The 18,311-nt window shown below is 42.7% G+C and carries 20 protein-coding genes; 18 read left to right on the top strand and 2 right to left on the bottom strand.

Translation table 11 applies throughout. From position 1 onward, the window contains the following. Positions 1-3 precede the first annotated feature (3 nt). From fliW to NYE43_RS18395, 18 genes are all read left to right on the top strand, one after another. Positions 4-435 (top strand): flagellar assembly protein FliW, encoded by a 432-nt coding sequence (gene fliW, locus NYE43_RS18480; protein ID WP_024123020.1) that lies wholly within the window; start codon positions 4-6, stop codon positions 433-435. After that, positions 429-653, top strand: coding sequence for a carbon storage regulator CsrA (csrA, locus tag NYE43_RS18475; RefSeq protein ID WP_059292441.1), 225 nt, complete (start codon positions 429-431; stop codon positions 651-653). The genes fliW and csrA overlap by 7 nt, the downstream gene beginning before the upstream one ends. Before the next feature lie 146 nt (positions 654-799). Further along, entirely contained in the window at positions 800-1,639 is an 840-nt protein-coding gene (gene hag / locus NYE43_RS18470) for a flagellin Hag (RefSeq protein WP_216393907.1), read from the top strand. Between the two features lie 230 nt (positions 1,640-1,869). Beyond that, complete coding sequence (gene flaG, locus NYE43_RS18465; protein ID WP_341062349.1) at positions 1,870-2,199, top strand: flagellar protein FlaG; 330 nt, start codon at positions 1,870-1,872, stop codon at positions 2,197-2,199. A gap of 17 nt (positions 2,200-2,216) precedes the next feature. Further along, positions 2,217-3,713 (top strand): flagellar hook-associated protein 2, encoded by a 1,497-nt coding sequence (locus tag NYE43_RS18460; RefSeq protein WP_341062347.1) that lies wholly within the window; start codon positions 2,217-2,219, stop codon positions 3,711-3,713. Positions 3,714-3,734: 21 nt separating this feature from the next. Further along, positions 3,735-4,136, top strand: a complete 402-nt coding sequence (fliS, locus tag NYE43_RS18455; protein WP_024123015.1) for a flagellar export chaperone FliS — start codon at positions 3,735-3,737, stop codon at positions 4,134-4,136. Further along, positions 4,133-4,474: a flagellar protein FliT gene (locus NYE43_RS18450; protein WP_024123014.1), complete on the top strand. Its 342-nt coding sequence runs from the start codon at positions 4,133-4,135 to the stop codon at positions 4,472-4,474. Before fliS ends, NYE43_RS18450 begins: the two co-directional genes overlap by 4 nt. A 9-nt stretch (positions 4,475-4,483) precedes the next feature. Further along, positions 4,484-4,861, top strand: coding sequence for a hypothetical protein (locus tag NYE43_RS18445; protein WP_024123013.1), 378 nt, complete (start codon positions 4,484-4,486; stop codon positions 4,859-4,861). Between the two features lie 191 nt (positions 4,862-5,052). After that, positions 5,053-5,622 (top strand): ribosome hibernation-promoting factor, HPF/YfiA family, encoded by a 570-nt coding sequence (gene hpf / locus NYE43_RS18440; protein ID WP_341062344.1) that lies wholly within the window; start codon positions 5,053-5,055, stop codon positions 5,620-5,622. A 168-nt stretch (positions 5,623-5,790) separates the two neighbouring features. Then, positions 5,791-8,316: a preprotein translocase subunit SecA gene (gene secA, locus NYE43_RS18435; protein ID WP_095712920.1), complete on the top strand. Its 2,526-nt coding sequence runs from the start codon at positions 5,791-5,793 to the stop codon at positions 8,314-8,316. A 68-nt stretch (positions 8,317-8,384) separates the two neighbouring features. After that, a protein-coding gene (gene prfB, locus NYE43_RS18430; RefSeq protein WP_099043490.1) for a peptide chain release factor 2 occupies positions 8,385-9,486 on the top strand; the annotation gives its coding sequence in 2 pieces (ribosomal slippage) (positions 8,385-8,456 and positions 8,458-9,486; 1,101 coding nt in all). Positions 9,487-9,657: 171 nt separating this feature from the next. Then, entirely contained in the window at positions 9,658-10,503 is an 846-nt protein-coding gene (locus NYE43_RS18425) for a YitT family protein (protein ID WP_024123009.1), read from the top strand. 48 nt (positions 10,504-10,551) lie between these two features. Then, positions 10,552-10,890, top strand: a complete 339-nt coding sequence (gene cccB, locus NYE43_RS18420; RefSeq protein ID WP_341062342.1) for a cytochrome c551 — start codon at positions 10,552-10,554, stop codon at positions 10,888-10,890. A gap of 232 nt (positions 10,891-11,122) precedes the next feature. Next, entirely contained in the window at positions 11,123-11,809 is a 687-nt protein-coding gene (ftsE, locus tag NYE43_RS18415) for a cell division ATP-binding protein FtsE (protein WP_010332047.1), read from the top strand. After that, positions 11,802-12,692: a permease-like cell division protein FtsX gene (gene ftsX / locus NYE43_RS18410; RefSeq protein WP_024123007.1), complete on the top strand. Its 891-nt coding sequence runs from the start codon at positions 11,802-11,804 to the stop codon at positions 12,690-12,692. The genes ftsE and ftsX overlap by 8 nt, the downstream gene beginning before the upstream one ends. Before the next feature lie 142 nt (positions 12,693-12,834). Further along, a complete protein-coding gene (gene ctpB / locus NYE43_RS18405; RefSeq protein WP_101864698.1) occupies positions 12,835-14,277 on the top strand; it encodes a carboxy-terminal processing protease CtpB in 1,443 nt (480 codons plus the stop codon). 384 nt (positions 14,278-14,661) lie between these two features. After that, positions 14,662-15,015, top strand: coding sequence for a swarming motility protein SwrAA (gene swrA / locus NYE43_RS18400; RefSeq protein WP_015251121.1), 354 nt, complete (start codon positions 14,662-14,664; stop codon positions 15,013-15,015). 78 nt (positions 15,016-15,093) lie between these two features. Beyond that, positions 15,094-16,290 (top strand): S1C family serine protease, encoded by a 1,197-nt coding sequence (locus NYE43_RS18395; RefSeq protein ID WP_101859875.1) that lies wholly within the window; start codon positions 15,094-15,096, stop codon positions 16,288-16,290. A gap of 48 nt (positions 16,291-16,338) precedes the next feature. On the opposite strand, the gene NYE43_RS18390 is transcribed toward NYE43_RS18395, so the two are convergent. Next, entirely contained in the window at positions 16,339-17,673 is a 1,335-nt protein-coding gene (locus tag NYE43_RS18390; RefSeq protein ID WP_105990901.1) for an MFS transporter, read from the bottom strand. A 29-nt stretch (positions 17,674-17,702) separates the two neighbouring features. Next, entirely contained in the window at positions 17,703-18,272 is a 570-nt protein-coding gene (locus NYE43_RS18385) for a TetR/AcrR family transcriptional regulator (RefSeq protein ID WP_024123004.1), read from the bottom strand. Positions 18,273-18,311: the final 39 nt, after the last annotated feature.

Here is an 18,311-nt window from a genome sequence, read left to right as displayed (position 1 = left end):
ACAATGATCATTCATACTAAATACCATGGCCAAATGAATGTAAAAGAAGAACAAATCATTCTTTTTGAAAACGGGATTCCGGGCTTTTTAGAAGAAAAACAGTTCGTCATTCTTCCGCTTTCAGAAGACTCTCCATTCGTGGCGCTGCAGTCCGTCACTTCAGAGAATCTTGCGTTCATCGTTGTAAGTCCGTTTATCTTTTTTAAGAATTATGAATTTGACCTTGATGAATCAACTGCTGAACTTTTGGATATCGATAATATTGAAGACGTAGAAGTCATGACATTATTGACCATGGCAGAGCCATTCGAAAAAACTACTGCTAATTTATTGGCTCCTATTATTGTGAATCGCAAAAACATGCTGGCTAAGCAAGTCGTTTTACACGACTCCCCATATACGACAAAGCATCCGATTGGAGGAGAATCATGCTAGTTTTATCTCGGAAAATGAACGAAGCGATTCAAATAGGTGCTGATATTGAAGTAAAAGTGATTGCGGTTGAGGGTGACCAAGTGAAAATTGGAATTGAAGCCCCAAAGCATATTGATATTCACAGGAAAGAAATTTACCTGACCATTCAGGAAGAAAATAACCGTGCGGCAGCGTTATCCAGCGATGTGATCTCCGCATTATCCTCACAAAAAAAGTGAGGATTTTTTTTATTTTTGTATTAACAAAATCAGAGACAATCCGATATTAATGATGTAGCCGGGAGGAGACGCAAACACTCCGCCAGTTACAAAAAAACAAGGCACAAGGACGTGCCTTAACAACATATTCAGGGAGGAACAAAACAATGAGAATTAACCACAATATCGCAGCACTTAACACACTAAACCGTTTGTCTTCAAACAACGGTGCTAGCCAAAAGAACATGGAGAAGCTTTCTTCTGGTCTTCGTATCAACCGTGCAGGAGATGACGCAGCAGGTCTTGCGATCTCTGAAAAAATGAGAGGACAAATCAGAGGTCTTGAAATGGCTTCTAAAAACTCTCAAGACGGAATCTCTCTTATCCAAACAGCTGAGGGTGCATTGACTGAAACTCACTCTATTCTTCAACGTGTTCGTGAGTTAACTGTTCAAGCGGGTAACACTGGTACTCAAGATGCAACGACAGACCTTGTAGCAATTCAAGATGAAATTAACAACCTTCTTGATGAAGTAGATGGAATTTCTCAACGTACAGCGTTTAACGGTAAAAACCTTCTTGATGGTACGCAAACGGATGGATTCACTTTCCAAATTGGCGCCAACAAAGGTCAACAATTAACAGTTAACATTGGGAATATGAGTACTGCTGCTACAGGCCTTGACATGGTAAAAGCAGATTACGTTGTAACAACAGCTACAGCAGCTAACACAGATGCGCTTTTAGAAAAAGTTGATTCTGCAATTAATAAAGTATCTTCTGAAAGAGGTAAACTTGGTGCAGTTCAAAACCGTCTTGAGCATACAATCAACAACTTAGGCGCTTCTGGTGAAAACCTGACAGCTGCTGAGTCTCGTATCCGTGACGTTGACATGGCGAAAGAAATGAGCGAGTTCACAAAGAACAACATTCTTTCTCAAGCTTCTCAAGCTATGCTTGCTCAAGCGAACCAACAGCCTCAAAACGTACTTCAATTGTTACGTTAATTTTGAAAAAGACCTTGGCGATTGCCGGGGTCTTTTTTTATATTCCTAACTCCAAATCTTTCCCCCTTGCTGTCTATACCTCGTGATATAATAATCGGATTCTCCACTAACCTATAAAAGTATTTCCAAACAAGAAATCTAAAACAGATGAGTTTTTTTCCATAAATATGTGTAATCTTATCTCGACTTAGTCGATATAAACGATAGATTGGGACATAGGGGATGATCAATTGAACATTGAAAGACTCACTACGTTACAACCTGTTTGGGATCGTTATGATACTCAAATACATAAACAGAAAGATCATGAGAGTGAGGTTCCTGTTCATCAAGTTTCATATACCAATCTTGCTGAAATGGTAGGGGAAATGAACAAGCTTTTGGAACCTTCGCAAGTTCACCTGAAGTTTGAGCTCCATGAGAAGTTAAATGAATACTATGTAAAAGTAATAGAGGACTCTACAAATGAAGTCATCCGCGAAATTCCGCCGAAACGGTGGCTTGATATTTATGCGGCTATGACTGAATTTCTTGGGTTATTTGTAGATGAAAAAAAGTAGATGAGGAGTGGTTTGAAATGGTCACGAGAATAACAGGTCTTGCGTCAGGAATGGATATAGATGATATCGTATCAAAGCTGATGCAAACAGAAAGAGCGCCGCTTGATAAGCTGACTCAAAAAAAACAGACGCTAGAATGGCAGCGTGACAGCTATCGTGAAGTCAACTCAAAAATAAAAGAATTACAAGATTATATGTCTAAAAATACGTTGACATATCCGAGCACGTATCAGAGCAAAACTGTGACCAGCTCCAATGAGTCTGTGTTAACTGCTACAGGAAGCGCAAGTGCGCCAAACTCGTCTTCTACTGTTGAAGTAGCGAGTTTGGCAACTGCAGCAACGTATAAGGCAAATAATTATACGGGATACACACAAGGCGATTATAATTTGGCATTTAACGTTGTAGCACCTGGTGAGACAACGGCAAAAACAGTGAACATCAGTGTGACGAGCGCCGATACCATTGATAATGTGATTTCTAAACTTAACAGTTCAGATCTAGGAGTATCAGCATTTAAAGATAAAATATGGAACGGTACAGAGTATGTAGAAACGATTGCGTTTTCTTCTAAAGCAACAGGTGCAGGAGGCAGCATACAGGCAGCAGACTCTGCTACATCCGACTTTATGTCCGGTCAGCTTGGTTTTTCTTTAGACGCTGAAAATAAGCTCACTGCTTACAAAGAAGGAACAAATGCAAAGGTCACAATTAATGGCTTTGAAATGGAGAAGCTGACAAACAACTTTACGGTTAACGGCGTAACCTACTCAATTAAAAATACAACCGCTGCAACAGGCCCCGTTACTACATCTGTTTCTACCGATGTTGACGGTATTTATAACAAAATTAAAGATTTTGTAGATAAATATAATGAGCTGGTTGACAGTCTGAATGAAAAGCTGCAAGAAACGAAATACAGAGACTATACGCCGCTGACGAGTGAGCAAAAAGAAGCAATGTCTGATAAAGAAGTAGAGCTCTGGGAAGAGAAAGCGAAGAGCGGTTTGCTTAGAAATGATACTAGTATAAGCGCCGGGACAAACCAGTTGCGGACTGATTTTTATTCTCAAGTAAATGCGAATGGTGAATCCTATCAATTGACACAATTCGGCATTACCACTTCAAGCGCTTATCTCAAACGGGGTCATTTAGAAATAGACGAGGATAAACTAAAAGCAAAAATAGAAGAAGATCCGCAAAGTGTTGCTAATTTGTTTACGAGCGGATCGAGCGAAAGCAACTATAGTGATAAAGGTATTATGAAACGTATAGGTGAAACACTGAAAAGTACAGTGAAAAGCATTGAAGCAAAAGCTGGTAACTCGACAATGGGAACCAGTGATTACTCAATCGGTAAAAATTTAAACACGATCAGCACTGATATCACCAAAATGCAGGACCGGTTGACCACGATAGAAAACCGTTATTATAAAAAATTCAGTGCAATGGATTCTGCGATTCAAAAAATGAACGAACAAGCGTCCTATTTATCACAGCTACTTGTACAATAAATGTAATTTGGAGGATGACACATGGCGATCCAAAATCCTTATGCAGCTTATCAGCAAAATTCAGTGAATACCGCTACGCCCGGGGAGCTGACCCTTATGCTGTATAATGGCTGTTTGAAATTTATAAAACTTGCATCTCAGGCCATTGAGAATAATGATATGGAAGGTAAAAATGAAAATCTGATTAAAGCGCAAAATATCATTCAGGAATTAAATGGTACACTTAACCGCAACATAGAGCTTTCCGGTTCAATGGGTGCGATGTACGATTATATGTATCGAAGATTGGTACAGGCAAATATCAAAAATGATACGAGCATGCTGGCTGAGGTAGAGGGCTATGTAAAAGATTTTCGCGATGCTTGGAAACAAGCCATGCAAAGTGAACGAAAGGACCGGCACGGATCAGGCGGGATCGCATGAAAAACATAGATCAACTATACACTGAGACGGAGAGTATGCTGTCACACATACAAAATACACCGGAAAGCGATGAACTTTTAAAGCAAATTGAAGACTTTGTGTCTAAACGGTCTGAACTTATTCAGGGGATATCTCTGCCGCTTTCAGAAGAAGAGCGAAAGCAGATGAAGCTTGTCTTGACATGGGATCAGCTTATTGTGAAGGAAATGGAAAGACTGAAGCAGTCAATCGCAGCAGAACTTCAGCAGGTGAAAAGAAAACGTGCGATGCATACGACGTATTTAAATCCTTATAACAACATCACGATTGACGGCAGATATTATGACAAGCGTAAATAGGTGAGTGCCTTGAAGAGCATTGAGGATTATACGCTTTTATCAGCTTATTATCATCTTCTTTTTACCATTGAGGAAGGGCTGTGCTATTTGATAGAGGCGGAACAGAATTTATCAAAAACAGAAGGGGATCGGATCTACCAAGATCTGATCCAAGCCTTTTTTTATTTGGATTCAACCCATTCAACTCTTCTTTTCGTGATGAACACACGGTGCGCAGAAGTATGCGTTAAGGCTTTTGACGAGATTTTTGCAGAATTTGATCAATTGGTTTCTTTCTCATTCCCCTCTCATGAATTCTGCGAGTATTTAAAAGGACATTTTCTGATTCACTATAGGAAATGGATGCTGTCCATTCATCGATGTATGGAGCCCTTTGTGATCAATTGACTTTGTGTAAGGCATTTTTTCTTATTGCCAGCATATACATATACCTCCCGTAACCATAGAAACATTAGCATAAAACGGCATAATTCGACAAAGTTCACTGAATTTTCACAAAAGGTTTACGTTTCAGCAGGAATTGTAAAGGGTAAAGGAGAAATAGATACATATCCTTAATAAAAGGGAGGCGTTCTTTGATGAACTATAACATCAGAGGAGAAAATATTGAAGTGACACCCGCGTTAAAGGATCATGTCGAGAAGAAGATCGGCAAGCTGGAGCGTTATTTTGAGCATAGTGTAAATGCCGATGTGAACGTCAACTTGAAGTTTTACAATGACAAGGAGTCCAAGGTTGAGGTTACGATTCCGATGACAGATCTGGCGCTTCGGTCTGAAGTGCATAACGAGGATATGTACAATGCAATTGATCTCGCTACAAACAAGCTGGAACGTCAAATCCGTAAGCATAAAACAAAAGTAAACCGCAAATTCCGTGAGCAGGGTCTTCCGAAATCTTCAGTGGCAAACGGCCTCGGCTCTGATACAGATATTGCGGTTGAGGACGAAATAGAAGAAGATGAAAGCTTAGAAATCGTCCGTCAGAAGCGCTTTAATTTAAAGCCGATGGATAATGAAGAAGCGATCTTGCAAATGAATATGCTCGGCCATAACTTCTTTGTTTTCACAAATGCGGAAACAAACCTTACAAACGTCGTGTACCGCAGAAATGACGGGAAATATGGCCTGATTGAACCGACTGAATAATGAAGAGCAGCCTTCCGTGATTTTCGCGGAAGGTTTTTGTTTTTTCTTATTTGCAAATTCTTTGGAAATAAGAGAAGGTATGATATGATAATGAGAGGTATACATGGACTAGTAAATTATTTATACATGCTTGTCAAACAGGCATGTGATGATAGAGGAGCGTTATAAATGCTTGGAATTTTAAATAAAATGTTTGATCCAACAAAACGTACGCTGAATAGATACGAAAAAATAGCTAACGATATTGATGCGATTCGGGGAGACTATGAAAATCTCTCAGATGATGCGCTGAAACATAAAACAATTGAATTTAAAGAGCGCCTTGAAAAAGGGGCGACAACTGATGATCTACTTGTTGAAGCATTCGCAGTGGTTCGGGAAGCTTCTCGCCGCGTAACCGGCATGTTCCCGTTTAAAGTCCAGCTTATGGGGGGCGTGGCTCTTCATGACGGAAATATCGCGGAGATGAAAACAGGGGAAGGTAAAACATTAACGTCTACTCTGCCTGTTTATTTAAATGCCTTATCTGGAAAAGGCGTGCACGTCGTGACAGTCAATGAATACTTGGCGAGCCGTGACGCAGAGCAAATGGGGAAAATTTTCGAGTTTCTCGGCTTAACTGTCGGACTGAATTTGAACTCAATGTCGAAAGATGAAAAAAGGGAAGCTTATGCGGCTGACATCACTTATTCTACAAACAACGAGCTCGGCTTCGACTATTTGCGAGACAACATGGTTCTTTATAAAGAGCAAATGGTGCAGCGTCCGCTTCATTTTGCGGTAATTGATGAAGTCGACTCTATTTTGATTGATGAAGCGAGAACACCGCTTATCATTTCAGGACAGGCTGCAAAATCGACAAAACTGTACGTACAGGCAAATGCTTTTGTACGCACGTTAAAAGCAGAAAAAGACTATACGTATGATGTGAAAACAAAAGGTGTACAGCTCACAGAAGAAGGAATGACAAAGGCTGAAAAAGCGTTCGGCATCGACAACCTGTTTGATGTGAAAAATGTGGCGCTCAACCACCATATCAACCAGTCCTTAAAAGCGCACGTTGCCATGCAGAAGGATGTTGATTACGTAGTAGAAGACGGTCAGGTTGTCATCGTTGACTCTTTCACGGGTCGTTTAATGAAAGGCCGCCGCTACAGCGAAGGGCTTCACCAGGCGATCGAAGCGAAGGAAGGGCTTGAAATTCAAAATGAGAGCATGACCTTGGCGACGATTACGTTCCAAAACTACTTCCGGATGTATGAAAAGCTGGCCGGTATGACGGGTACGGCTAAAACAGAGGAAGAGGAGTTCCGTAACATCTACAACATGCAGGTTGTGACGATTCCGACAAACCAGCCGGTTGTTCGTGATGACCGTCCTGATTTAATTTACCGTTCAATGGAAGGGAAGTTTAAGGCCGTTGCAGAAGATGTTGCCCAGCGATATATGACAGGACAGCCCGTTCTTGTCGGTACAGTTGCGGTTGAAACGTCTGAATTGATTTCAAAGCTGCTCAAAAACAAGGGTATCCCGCATCAGGTATTAAACGCCAAAAACCATGAGCGAGAAGCGCAAATCATTGAAGAGGCCGGTCAAAAAGGCGCTGTGACGATTGCGACAAACATGGCGGGGCGCGGAACAGACATTAAGCTTGGCGAAGGAGTAAAAGAGCTTGGCGGACTAGCCGTTGTCGGAACGGAACGCCATGAATCACGCCGGATTGACAATCAGCTGCGAGGACGTTCAGGACGTCAGGGTGATCCGGGGATCACACAATTTTATCTTTCTATGGAAGATGAATTGATGCGCAGATTTGGTGCTGAGCGGACAATGGCAATGCTTGACCGTTTTGGTATGGATGACTCCACTCCGATTCAAAGCAAAATGGTATCCCGCGCGGTTGAATCATCTCAAAAACGCGTTGAAGGAAATAACTTCGATTCACGTAAACAGCTTCTCCAATATGATGATGTTCTTCGCCAGCAGCGTGAGGTTATCTATAAGCAGCGTTTCGAAGTCATCGACTCTGAAAACCTGCGTGAAATCGTAGAAAATATGATCAAATCTTCTCTCGAGCGGGCAATTGCGGCCTATACACCAAGAGAAGAGCTTCCTGAGGAGTGGAAGCTTGACGGTCTTGTTGAGCTTGTTAACACGGCTTACCTTGACGAAGGCGCGCTTGAAAAGAGCGACATCTTCGGCAAAGAGCCGGATGAAATGCTTGAGCTCATTATGGATCGCATCAAGACCAAATATAATGACAAAGAGGAAAAATTCGGCGAAGAACAAATGCGCGAATTTGAGAAAGTCATCGTGCTTCGCGCCGTCGATTCAAAATGGATGGATCATATCGACGCAATGGATCAGCTTCGCCAAGGGATTCACCTTCGTGCTTACGCGCAAACAAATCCGCTGCGTGAGTATCAAATGGAAGGCTTTGCGATGTTTGAGCATATGATTGAATCCATCGAGGACGAGGTTGCCAAATTTGTGATGAAGGCTGAGATTGAAAATAATCTGGAGCGTGAAGAGGTTGTACAAGGCCAAACCACGGCTCATCAGCCGCAAGAAGGCGATGAAAACAAAAAAGCAAAGAAAGCGCCGGTTCGTAAAGTGGTTGATATCGGCCGAAATGCGCCATGCCACTGCGGAAGCGGAAAAAAATATAAAAATTGCTGCGGCCGGACTGAATAGTTCGTTCGGGCAAGTTTGCTGACCGCGGCGCCTTGAGCGCCCGCGGATCTTTTAATGAGGTGAATGGAATGGAATTATCAGAAATCAGAGTTGAGCTCGAAAATATGGCTTCTCGTTTAGCGGACTTTAGGGGGTCTCTTTGACCTCGAATCAAAGGAGACCCGCATTGCTGAGCTAGATGAGCAAATGGCTGATCCGGAATTCTGGAATGATCAGCAGAAAGCTCAAACGGTCATCAATGAAGCAAATGGTTTAAAGGATTATGTCAATTCCTATAAAAAATTGAATGAATCCCATGAAGAACTGCAAATGACTCATGACCTTCTGAAAGAAGAGCCGGATCAAGATCTTCAGCTTGAGCTTGAAAAAGAGCTAAAGGCTTTAACGAAGGAGTTCAATGAGTTTGAGCTTCAGCTTCTTCTCAGTGAGCCGTATGATAAAAACAACGCAATTTTGGAGCTGCATCCGGGTGCGGGCGGTACTGAGTCACAGGATTGGGGCTCTATGCTTCTCAGAATGTACACCAGATGGGCTGAGCGCCGCGGCTTTAAAGTGGAAACGCTCGATTACCTTCCTGGTGATGAAGCCGGTATTAAGTCAGTCACATTACTGATTAAAGGGCACAACGCTTATGGATATATCAAGGCGGAAAAAGGCGTCCATCGTCTCGTGCGGATTTCTCCGTTTGATTCATCAGGCCGCCGCCACACTTCATTCGTATCTTGTGAAGTTATGCCTGAATTCAACGATGAGATCGATATTGATATCCGTACGGAGGATATTAAAGTTGATACGTACCGTGCAAGCGGAGCAGGCGGACAGCACGTCAACACGACAGACTCAGCTGTTCGGATTACCCACTTGCCGACAAACGTGGTTGTGACATGTCAAACAGAACGTTCACAAATTAAAAACCGTGAAAGAGCGATGAAAATGCTGAAGGCAAAGCTGTATCAGCGCAGAATTGAAGAACAGCAGGCCGAGCTGGACGAAATTCGCGGTGAGCAAAAAGAGATCGGCTGGGGAAGCCAAATCCGCTCTTACGTATTCCATCCGTATTCCATGGTAAAAGACCATCGGACCAATACAGAAATGGGTAACGTTCAAGCCGTAATGGACGGAGATATTGACGTATTTATTGACGCATACCTTCGTTCTAAACTTTCATAAGCAGGAAACACACCTGGTGTCTACAGGTGTGTTTTTTTATTGCCTGCATATCCTTGCTTTCACTGCTGCTTTAGCATATTACCACTGTGTTTGGGTGTTATTTACATCTAATCGGGGAAGGATTAAAATGCTATCGGAGAGCATAGGAAGAAACGGAGGAAGGTTGTAATGATGGATGTACGGAATAAAAGTCTTCGGGTTATAAGGGATTATGTATACATACTGATAGGGGCAGCAATTACAGCAGTGTCCTTTAATGTCTTTCTGCTTCCTAACAAAATAGCCGCAGGCGGTGTCAGCGGGATCAGTACCATTTTACAGTCATATGGTTTTGAAGCGGCCTATGTGCAGTGGATCATTAATATTCCCTTATTTATTGCCGGTATCATTTTGCTTGGCGGTAAATTTGGACTCAAGACACTCGCGGGTTCTGTCTTTTTGCCTCTTGTCGTGTTTTTGACGAGAGACATTCAGCCTGCTACACATCATGAGCTTCTGGCGGCGATTTTTGGCGGCGTCGGCATCGGGATTGGAATCGGCATTGTGTACTTAGGCAAAGGATCAACCGGGGGAACGGCATTAGCGGCTCAAATCATTCATAAGTACACAGGTCTCTCATTAGGGACCTGTCTCGCGATCATTGACGGTTTGATTGTTGTTACGGCGATGATCGTATTTAATATAGAGCAGGGACTGTATGCCATGCTTGGGGTGTATGTATCAAGCAAAACCATTGATGTCGTCCAAGTCGGCTTTAACCGCTCTAAAATGGCGCTTATCATTACAAAACAGGAACAGGCCGTGAAGGAAGCTGTTTTTAAAAAAATTGACAGAGGCGTTACGAAAATTTCTGCAGTCGGCGGATATACTGACGATGAACGGCCGATTTTAATGTGCGTGGTTGGCCAAACTGAATTCACGAAATTGAAACAAATCGTCAAACAGATTGATGAGACTGCTTTTGTGATTGTAGCAGATGCAAGCGAGGTGCTGGGCGAGGGTTTCAAACGCGCTTAAACGGGGTTATAATATGGAAGAGATCGTAAAGGAGTTGTGCTTCTCAACATGAAATCAAAACTATCGATACTAATGCTTGTATTTGCCATTTCTGCCCTGCTGGCTGCCTGCGGTTCTAACGATGCAAAAGAAGAGAAGACAGACAACAACAGCAAAACAGAAGCCTCTGCGTCTGAAGGGGAAGAATTATATCAGCAGAGCTGTGTAGGCTGCCACGGCAAGGATTTAGAAGGTGTGTCAGGACCTAATCTCCAAGAGGTTGGAGGCAAATACGACGAAGAAAAAATTGAAAGCATTATTAAAAACGGACGGGGCAATATGCCGAAGGGGCTTGTAGATGATAAGGAAGCCGCTTCAATTGCCAAATGGCTGTCAGAGAAAAAGTAAGATGAGAAAATCTTTGCCGCGATTCAGGCAAGGATTTTTTTATGCCGAAATCATGATGAATGAAAAGAAACTGTAATAGTATTATGTCTAAATTTGACGTATAATGAAGTGTGTTGAAAATCAAACTTTCAGATTTTTCATCTTTTTACAAATGAATGGGTCATAAACTGTCGAATGCTTTCGAAGAGTATGACCGTGCGACATAAAATGATATAAAAGATTAGGTGATTTCATGATAGAGATGAAAGAAGTATACAAAGCCTATCCGAACGGTGTAAAGGCGCTAAACGGGATTTCAGTTACCATTCATCCCGGAGAGTTTGTTTATGTTGTCGGACCGAGCGGAGCGGGTAAATCTACTTTTATTAAAATGATATACAGAGAAGAAAAGCCGACAAAAGGGCAAATTTTACTCAATCATAAAGATCTCGCATCGGTTAAAGAAAAAGAGATTCCTTTCGTGCGGCGTAAAATAGGTGTAGTCTTCCAGGACTTCAAGCTTCTCCCGAAACTTACTGTGTTTGAGAATGTGGCTTTTGCCCTTGAAGTAATTGGAGAACAGCCGTCTGTCATTAAAAAACGGGTGCTTGAAGTGCTTGATTTGGTGCAGCTGAAGCATAAAGCGAGACAATTCCCTGACCAGCTTTCAGGCGGGGAGCAGCAGCGTGTCTCTATAGCCAGATCAATTGTGAACAGCCCTGATGTTGTCATTGCAGATGAACCTACGGGAAACCTTGATCCGGATACGTCTTGGGAAGTCATGAAGACGCTGGAGGAGATTAATAACCGCGGAACAACAGTCGTAATGGCGACACATAATAAAGAAATCGTAAACACCATTAAGAAACGTGTCATTGCAATCGAAGATGGTATCATTGTGCGTGATGAGTCAAGAGGGGAGTATGGTTCTTATGATTAAAATTCTCGGGCGCCATTTGCGTGAGAGTTTTAAATCTCTCGGGAGAAACACATGGATGACGTTTGCATCCATTAGTGCAGTAACCGTTACGCTGATTTTAGTCGGCGTGTTTTTAGTGATTATGCTGAATTTGAATAACATGGCTACGAATGCTGAAAAAGAAGTCGAAATCAAGGTATTGGTTGATCTGACTGCAGATAAGAAGGCACAGGACAAGCTGCAGAACGAGATAAAAGACCTGAACGGCATTCAAAGCGTCACTTTTTCATCTAAAGAAAAAGAGCTTGACCAGTTAGTTGACAGTTTTGGAGACAGCGGAAAATCCCTGACGATGCAGGATCAGGAAAACCCGCTGAATGACGCGTTTGTCGTGAAAACGACCGATCCGCATGATACGCCAAGTGTCGCGAAAAAGATAGAAAAAATGGATCATGTTTATAAAGTTACTTACGGAAAAGAAGAGGTCAGCCGTTTGTTTAAAGTGGTCGGCGTTTCCCGCAACATCGGAATCGCGTTAATTATCGGCTTATTGTTTACGGCGATGTTCTTAATTTCCAACACCATCAAAATTACGATTTTTGCAAGAAGAAAAGAAATTGAAATCATGAAGCTTGTTGGTGCGACGAACTGGTTTATCCGCTGGCCGTTTTTCCTTGAAGGATTGCTGCTCGGCGTATTCGGTTCAGTCATTCCGATCGCGCTTGTATTGAGCACTTATCAATATGTTATCGGATGGGTCGTTCCGAAGGTTCAAGGATCATTTGTCTCTCTTCTTCCATATAATCCGTTTGTATTCCAAGTCTCGCTTGTATTAATTGCAATTGGCGCAGTGATTGGAGTATGGGGAAGCCTGACTTCCATCCGCAAGTTTTTGCGGGTATAAACATAAGAAAAGCCATCCCGATTGCGGGACGGCTTTTTTCTTTTGCCTTCTTTTTCTTCTATGATTACATGAAATCTCCATCCTTTACATATACTATCTCTAGGTTTTGCAAAGACAGTCTGGCATACAGGAGGAGTAAAGGATGAATCAAAAAATAATCGCTGTGATAGCGGCGGGGAGCATGCTGTTCGGAGGCGCCGGCGTATATGCGGGAATGAACCTGCTGGAAGCCGAAAAGCCGGAAGCCGCAGCTGTTGCCGCAACGGCTCAAGCTGACTCTGATCGGGCTGCAGCTATGGATAAAATTGAAAAAGCATATGAATTGATTTCGAATGAATATGTAGAAAAGGTTGATAGAGAAAAGCTGCTTGAAGGAGCCATTCAAGGGATGCTGTCTACATTAAACGATCCTTATTCCGTCTATATGGACAAGCAGACGGCAAAGCAATTTTCTGATTCTCTTGATTCCTCTTTCGAAGGCATCGGGGCTGAGGTTGGAGTGGAAGAAGGCAAAATCATTATTGTGTCGCCATTTAAACAATCTCCTGCGGAAAAAGCCGGGCTGAAGCCGAATGATGAAATCATCAGTATTGATGGAGAATCGATGGCGGGCAAGGATTTAAATGACGCTGTCTTAAAAATAAGAGGAAAGAAAGGTTCCAGCGTGTCAATAAAGATTCAGCGGCCCGGGACGAAGAAGCAATTGTCATTCCGCATTAAGAGAGCTGAAATTCCGCTTGAAACGGTGTTTGCTTCAGAGAAAAAAGTGCAGGGGCATTCTGTCGGGTATATCGCCATTTCTACTTTTTCTGAGCATACGGCGGAGGATTTTGCAAAAGCATTGGGCAAGCTTGAGAAAAAAGGAATTGAAGGCCTCGTGCTGGATGTTCGAGGAAACCCGGGAGGATATCTTCAAAGTGTTGAAGAGATTCTTAAGCATTTCATTACAAAGGATCAGCCGTACATTCAGATTGCTGAACGCAATGGAGATAGAAAACGTTATTTTTCAACATTGACCCATAAAAAAACATACCCTGTCAATGTCATCACAGATAAGGGGAGCGCCTCTGCTTCTGAAATTCTTGCAGGCGCATTAAAAGAAGCGGGGCATTATGATGTTGTAGGTGACACGTCGTTCGGAAAGGGAACTGTTCAACAAGCTGTACCGATGGGAGACGGCAGCAATATTAAATTGACGCTTTACAAGTGGCTGACGCCAAACGGGAATTGGATTCATAAGAAGGGTGTTAAGCCGACCATTGCGATAAAGCAGCCTGATTATTTCTCCGCAGGTCCATTGCAGCTAAAAGAGCCTCTTAAAGCTGATATGAACAATGAAGATGTGAAACATGCACAGGTTTTGCTGAAAGGACTCAGTTTTGATCCGGGTCGGGAAGACGGCTATTTCAGTAAAGAAATGAAAAAAGCGGTTTTGGCCTTTCAGGATCAAAACAAGCTCGCAAAAACGGGTGTGATTGACAATCGCACCGCGGAGAAAATAAATCATTTAATTGAAATGAAAAAATCAGATGAAAAAAATGATTTGCAGCTTCAAACGGCGCTTAAATCATTATTTGTCAATTAAAGGAGATGGTGTTCCATCTCCTGTTTCTTTGTGCTTAATGAATAAATAATCCATAAGTCACATAAAAATTGAGTTTTTGACAAGATATTAAAAAATTTTTCACAAATAAACATTTATAAAGGACCGAGATTACCCGATATCAATATATGAGAGAGACTTTCTAACGAGAAAATATGCATTTAAAATGAAACTTTTGCAAGTTGCCTAGTCTTTGTTTACTTCATACAATATAAGAAGGTTCTAAAAAGAACAGTAATCAGGTTTATGGCAGCTGAACTACAGGTATTTAAAAGAGAAACGTTAGCGAGAATGCTTGTTAGCACTCCAGTACTGCTGCTTATACTGGCCCGTGCTTATCTGTACAAAGAAAATGGGGGTTCACAATTGAAGAGGGCAAGTATTGTGCGTGAAAAAAAATATTATGAATTAGTGGAACAATTAAAAGACAGAACACAAGACGTAACATTTTCAGCTACAAAAGCACTAAGTCTTCTTATGCTGTTTAGCAGGTACCTAGTGAATTACACAAATGTTGAATCGGTCAATGACATTAATGAAGAATGTGCCAAGCATTATTTTAATTACTTAATGAAAAACCATAAACGATTAGGAATCAATCTGACAGATATAAAGAGGTCGATGCACCTGATCAGCGGGTTATTGGACGTTGATGTAAACCATTATTTAAAGGATTTTTCACTATCGAATGTCACGCTGTGGATGACGCAAGAGAGATAAACCCTCCTGAGGATATCCAAGCCATTTAATATTTGATAGAATATGAGTAATATGTTTGGCTTGAGGCGGTGAAAGATAGTGTCTGTTCAATGGGGATTTGAACTGTTAAAAAGTGCGGGCCTGTTCTTTTTGCACCCGCTATTCTGGTTTTTTGTCATTGTAAGTCTGGCTTTCGGATATGTGAGGATCAAACGTGAGCGAAAAACCTTTCATACAAGAATAGCAGACATTTATGATGAACTAAAATTTACATATACAAAAGGGTTAATTCCCGGTATCCTTTTGTCTATTGTTTTAGGGGTACTCGGAATTTCTATTCCTCTCGGTATGCTTGCGATTATTGCCGTTATGACTGCAGCGGCAGCGCTCACTCTTCGCGCAAACTGGATGTCTGCTGCATATATCGTCAGTGTGAGTATGCTGATAGGTTTTGGACTGCAAGTGAATCAGGCTGAACCTTTTCTGGATCGGTTTCCGCAAGGCTTTGCGGTCATGTGGCCGGCCCTGGCGGTGTTTTTGGGTTTATTGGTTATCGCTGAAGGAGCGGTTGCATATCGTTCTGCCCATGTGAAAACATCACCGGGATTGGTCGTCAGCAGCCGCGGTTTGCCGATCGGTCAGCAGCTTGCAAACCGTATATGGCTTTTGCCGCTGTTTATTCTTGTACCTGGCAATGGATTAGAATCACACCTCAGCTGGTGGCCTGTGTTTTCTGTTCCCGGAGGGTCATTCCATTTTCTGTGGATACCTTACTTTGTCGGATTCGGCCAAAGGGTGCAGGGTTCCCTTCCTGAAACCAGTATAAGAATCACAGCGAAGCGAGTCTGTATACTCGGGCTTATTGTCTCCGCTCTCGGTGCAGCGAGTTTGCTGTGGACGCCGCTTGCGGGTGCAGCTGTCTGTGCGGCTGTATTAGGACGTATTTTTCTGTCCGTGAAGCAAAGGGTAAACGACAATGCAGCACCGTTTTATTTCTCCAAGCGTGATCAAGGCTTAATGGTGCTTGGCATTATACCAAATACACCGGCTGAAGATTTGGAATTAAAAATCGGAGAAATTATTACGAAAGTCAACGGCGTGCCCGTTAAGCACGTATCAGATTTTTATGAAGCGCTCCAGCGCAACCGTGCGTATGTGAAGCTTGAAATTATCGGTCTGAACGGGGAGATTCGCTTTGATCAGCGTGCGTCTTATGAGGGAGAACATCATGAATTGGGCATTCTGTTCGTAAAGGATGACCGTGAAGATGAAGCAGCCGCTTTGCCTGGATCATAAAAAACAGCCCGGCACCACATATTTTGTGTGGCGCCGGGCTGTTTTGTTTTACGCTGAATTTTGTTCCATGCGTGCTGTTTCGTCAGATTTGATGCCTAACGAAACAAAAACACCAATGATGGATACCGCGAAGAGAATAATAAATAACGTGTGATACCCAGAAATCAGGCCAATTAAGGCTGACGAAATAATGCTTCCGAAATAACGGAAGGTCGAGAAAATACCGGAAGCCACTCCGGACATCGCGGGCTCTACTGTGGCAAGGGATGACACCTGCATGCTGGTCAGTCCGACTCCGGATGCGAGCCCTCCGAGAATAAGAGAGATCATCAGGAAGAAAACGGAATGGGAGCTGCTCAAGAGCAAAAATAACAAATTGGCTCCGGCCATCATCGCAAATGAGAGAAATATGATTTTTTTCGCACCCCATTTATGATGGAGCTGAGCGCCTGCCCAATTGCTCGCCGACATAAATATCGAAAAGACGGAAAGCGCCATGCCGCTGTTAGACGTATTAAGCCCAAACTGGTTTGTCATGAATAACGGCATAATCAATAAGACGGCATACATCATTAGATTGCTTAACAAGACGGATAGATTGGCATTTGTAAAGGTTGAGCTTTTAAACAGCGCAAAATCAATGATTGGGTGCTGTGTGCGTTTTTCCCGTCTGAAAAAAAGCGGGACAAAAAGCAGTATCAATATGCTGTATAATGCATAGCCCCATGAAGACTCATTTTTCGTCAGCAGGATAATCGAAACGATGCTGCCTGCCAGCAAGAGAGAGCCGATGATATCCAGCGGCGCCTCTGATTTGTTTTCTTTATATTGAGGAAACATGGTCAATGCTGTAAATAAAGCAATGGCGAGAAACGGGATGTTGACCCAAAAAATCGAATGCCAGCTGAAGCTGTCAATCAAAAGAGAGCCGATAAACGGCCCGAGAGCGGCGCCCAGACCCGCGCCGAGCCCGAAATAGCCAAACACTTTCGGAAGGCGTTTCTCTGATACAACGTGCCGGATAATGGCAATGCTGTTTGGCGTGAGCAGTGCCCCGCCGACAGCCTGCAAAGCCCGAAATACAATTAACAAAAACAGGCTCGGCGATAGAGCGCAGCCTAATGAAGCAATCAGAAACAGGCCGACGCCCCATAAATACATGGTTTTGTTGCCGTACATGTCACCGAGTTTTCCGGCTATTGGCTGTGTGACGGCCATGACGATTAAATAAACGGTAACCACCCAAGTGATGCTTGCGATGGATTCGTTATACGTATGTGATATAGATGAAAGCGCGACTGCGATCATCGTTGAGTTAATGGGAACCAGGATGGCCCCCAATAAAAGTGAGACGATCAGCGCCCATTCTTTTTTTGAGCTCATTGGGATCCTCCTTTTGTTTTGCCAAGGAGCTAACGGGCAGTAATTCCTTTGACGAATACAGCTGTACTATGTTCCAGCATTTTTTCCTGGGGCATTGTAATCACTCTGTCTCCTAAATGAAGACGGTGTACAAAGTAACCGAAAATCATCGAAATAAATACATCGGCATGTTCCGATTCATCTCCTGTCTGGATAGCCCCTTTCTCACCCATGCTTGTGAGATAATCAACTAAAAGCTGTTTCATAGATTGGGGATATTCAGTCACATGGTTGATGACATCCTGAAACATGGCCGGTTCACGAAAGCTGATTTTAATTATATCTTTTCTTTGTTCAAGCTCTTCCAGCAGACAGGTTCCGATATGCAGCAGGTCTTTATACAAATCACCCTCTGTTTGCTCAAAGATGCGATTTCGATTTGCAGAATGCTGAGAAAGCAGAGCCTCGACAAGCCCCTGTTTGTTTTTAAAATTCCTGAAAATCGTCGCTTCACTTACATTTGCTTTTTCTGCAATTTCTTTTGTCGTCGTTGCACGATATCCTTTTTTGACGAGCAGCTGCATGGCAGCGTCAAGGATTCTGCGGTTTGTCGGTCTCAATACATTTCACCTCACGAATATACTGGCAGGACAAGTATA

It is taken from the genome of Bacillus sp. FSL R5-0434 (genome assembly GCF_038004745.1).
Lineage (GTDB): Bacteria > Bacillota > Bacilli > Bacillales > Bacillaceae > Bacillus > Bacillus halotolerans.
Note: the sequence above shows the minus strand (reverse complement) of the source record. Positions and strands in the feature narration are given on the sequence as shown.